3 protein-coding genes and 2 pseudogenes are annotated in these 3,166 nt (G+C 45.3%); 4 read left to right on the top strand and 1 reads right to left on the bottom strand.

Annotated elements, in window-relative coordinates; all coding sequences use genetic code 11:
• The 4 genes and pseudogenes from IM509_RS11820 to IM509_RS11805 form a co-directional block, all read left to right on the top strand.
• Positions 1-400: pseudogene (locus IM509_RS11820) on the top strand (Uma2 family endonuclease); the annotation flags it as partial.
• A 166-nt stretch (positions 401-566) separates the two neighbouring features.
• On the top strand, positions 567-995 hold the full coding sequence (locus tag IM509_RS11815) for a hypothetical protein (protein WP_158499356.1): 429 nt from the start codon (positions 567-569) through the stop codon (positions 993-995).
• A 173-nt stretch (positions 996-1,168) separates the two neighbouring features.
• Positions 1,169-2,065: an ABC transporter permease gene (locus tag IM509_RS11810; protein WP_052277046.1), complete on the top strand. Its 897-nt coding sequence runs from the start codon at positions 1,169-1,171 to the stop codon at positions 2,063-2,065.
• A gap of 136 nt (positions 2,066-2,201) precedes the next feature.
• The gene (locus IM509_RS11805) at positions 2,202-2,534 is read left to right on the top strand and encodes a hypothetical protein (protein ID WP_052277045.1); all 333 of its coding nucleotides are present in this window, start codon (positions 2,202-2,204) and stop codon (positions 2,532-2,534) included.
• A gap of 334 nt (positions 2,535-2,868) precedes the next feature.
• Here the strand turns inward: IM509_RS11805 and IM509_RS11800 are convergent.
• Positions 2,869-3,166: pseudogene (locus tag IM509_RS11800) on the bottom strand (IS4 family transposase); the annotation flags it as partial.

The following is a 3,166-nucleotide window of genomic DNA, read 5'->3' as shown; positions in this document are numbered from 1 at the left end:
TGTAATCTACAATCCTTTCAGTGGCAGAAGAGGAAGATTTAAAAACCGACAAAGATTAGAAGTATATAAATTAATCTCAGGAAAATATCAACTTCTAGAGAGTGAGAATAATCGAGTTTGGTTGCCAGAAATTGGCTTGGCGCTGGGTTACGAAAAAGGAGAACATATTGCCTGGTATCGGGAATGGTTATACTGGTATGACCAGTCGGGAAATCGCTATCTAACGGCTGAGGAAAGAGCGATGAACGCAGAGGCGATCGCTGCTCAAGAACGGCTGGCGAAACAAGAGGCTGAGGCGATCGCTGCTCAAGAACGCTTGGCGAAACAAGAGGCTGAACAAAAAGCCATCCGGCTGGCTGAAAGGCTCAGAGCGCTTGGAATTAACCCCGATGAAGTATGAAGTGTAAGGTCTGACTTCTCCAAGGTATCGAAAAACCAAAAAAAGAGAGAGGAAACCTGTATTCTAGAAAACGGGTTTCTTTGAGAAACGCGTTTTCTATGGCGCTTAAGTGTCGGTGCCGCCCCCAGTAAGCCTAACAGCACTCCCTAGCACTAAACCGCTAAGTGTGATACAAACAAAAAAGCTGGGCGTGGATTCTGGAACACTGACTGGATGCGAAGGCACTGTCAGTCACCCTGGCATTTTAGGGCGACCTACAATCGCCTTCCGGGCAGCGACTGTAGCAGTAGAATCGATCGCCTTCCAAGTGATCGTACGTGAGAAGCCGAATCTTGCGGTTGTTAAAGCCGAATTGTTGGAGAGCAGGCTTGCTGAAGATTCAAGATTCAGATTCAAGCAGATTGAGGGACTACCACCAAAGCAAGCGGCTTGTGCTGCACCAGCCGTCACCAAAGCCGCAAGAGCGACTCCGGATACAATGCCGAGTTGTCGTATTTTTATCATCTGGGCTTCTTACACCTCTTCATTCACTCTTCTAGGATACACACTTCCCACCCCCGCGTTGTATCAAAAGCTACAATTTAATAAAAATTGATATTCCTCTCCCCCAGGGCTTACGCCCCTTGTATAGTGGAGAAGTGGTAGAGTGTAAGCCTTTTTTTCGAGAGGATTTGCCCCTCACCGGAACCCCAAGAGAGCCATCTGATCACTGATAAACTGTTGACTATCTAAATTACCCGTTAAGACTGCATTAGAGGTAAATATTTCATGAGCCAAACCATCACACCTTCTTCCTTAAAAGCTAGTTTAGCCCCCAATCCCACTAGAGCAGCAACGGTGGACGATGGGGGAAATGTGCTAGGGGAATTTCTGCAAGAAACTCTGGCCATGACTAAACGTCTGTTCATCCAATTACAACGTCGTCCTTCAACCCTAATCGCGGGGGTAATTCAGCCATTTATGTGGCTGATTTTATTTGGAGCTTTATTTTATAATGCCCCCCAGGGTCTATTCGGCAACGATCTCAGTTATGCTAAATTTCTCGCCCCCGGAGTGATTGTCTTTACCGCTTTTTCCGGGGCCTTAAATGCCGGTTTGCCGGTAATGTTCGATCGAGAATTTGGCTTTCTTAACCGTCTCTTGGTAGCACCTTTAACCACTCGTTACTCGATCGTGGCCGCTTCTACCATCTATATTATCGCCCTCAGTTTCATCCAAACCGCCTCGATCGTGGCCGCTAGTGCCTTTTTAGGGGCTGGATGGCCTAGTTTAGCCGGATTAGGTGCGATCGCTTTGATTGTGTTCCTAATCGTTTTGGGGATGACTGCCTTAAGTCTCAGTTTAACCTTTGCTCTCCCCGGACATATCGAATTAATCGCCGTCATTTTCGTCACCAATTTACCGCTTTTATTTGCCAGTACCGCCCTCGCTCCCTTAAACTTTATGGCAGATTGGTTAAAAGTAATCGCTAGTCTCAACCCTCTCACCTATGCGATCGAACCGATCCGTTATATTTATTTCAATCAGCACTGGTCTTTTGATAGCATAGTCTTACAAACCCCTTGGCTTGACCTCACTTTCTTGACAGTTTTAGCCTTGCTCTTAGCTTTTGATCTGCTAATCCTTTTAGCAATTCAGCCCTTACTTCGTCGTCGTTTTGCTTAAATCAGTTACCAGTTATCAGTTATCAGTTACCAGTTATCAGTTATCAGTTACCAGTTATTAGTTTACTGTTCACTGAAAAGCTTGTAAATTTCTCACGACCAAAAACAAGATAATTTTCTGAGGAGTTAGTTAGATTATGAATACTCAAAAAATGTTGATCAAATCGTCTTTATTTCTAGCTACTATTTTATTAGTCGGGACTGATTTTAATCCGCAAGTGTTAGCTCAAAGCTTGAACCCCAGTCAGCCGGATTATCAAAAAAATGAACGTAGTTCCGATGGCAGGGATAGTCTCGGTGGTTTTAATCCTCTAGACTTGATTCATAATAGTAATTTTCGCCGTAGCCGGGACGGATCGGAATTTCAGGAAGACACCCTCAATAATATCAACGACGCGGCCGAGGAGTTTAAACGCAAGCAAAGGGAACAAATAGAAAATCTGCAAAATCCTGCCCCAGAAACCAAATAAAACCCCTTTTTTGAGTAGCTAGACACAATTAATCGCACATAGGTAGGTATTGAAAACTTTCAGATGCCCCCCTTATTAAGGGTAGATCCCCCCGCCTATCGGCACCCCCCTTATCAAGGGTAGATCCCCCCGCCTATCGGCACCCCCCTTATCAAGGGTAGATCCCCCCGCCTATCGGCACCCCCTTATCAAGGGTAGATCCCCCCGCCTATCGGCACCCCCCTTATCAAGGGTAGATCCCCCCGCCTATCGGCACCCCCCTTATCAAGCTATCCATTAGTCACATCTTTCTTAACATAAAATTTGACAAAAAGAGAAAAGTGTGCAATATGGCTCAAGGGGGTTCTATAGGGGGACCAATTTGATGAGATAGTTTCCAAGTCTGGCTGATATCATGTTACCTTCGCAGTCCCAACCAAATAGTTTTAACACCTGGTTCACCGTCACCTTTTCTACCTAAAAAACCCCCAAGAGAAGCAATCATTCTGACTGCTTCCCTAAAGGAGGGCGGCTTTTCAGGTGGCGGACTCTTTTTATGAATAGTGGCACACAAAGATTGCCATTCATGTTCTTCCAAAAAACTTTCACAACTCTCCTCTCCGTGTAAGCGTGCTTGATAGGTTAACCAAAGT

It is taken from the genome of Microcystis sp. M31BS1, assembly GCF_020245285.1.
In the GTDB taxonomy this organism is placed as follows: domain Bacteria; phylum Cyanobacteriota; class Cyanobacteriia; order Cyanobacteriales; family Microcystaceae; genus Microcystis; species Microcystis panniformis.
Note: the sequence above shows the minus strand (reverse complement) of the source record. Positions and strands in the feature narration are given on the sequence as shown.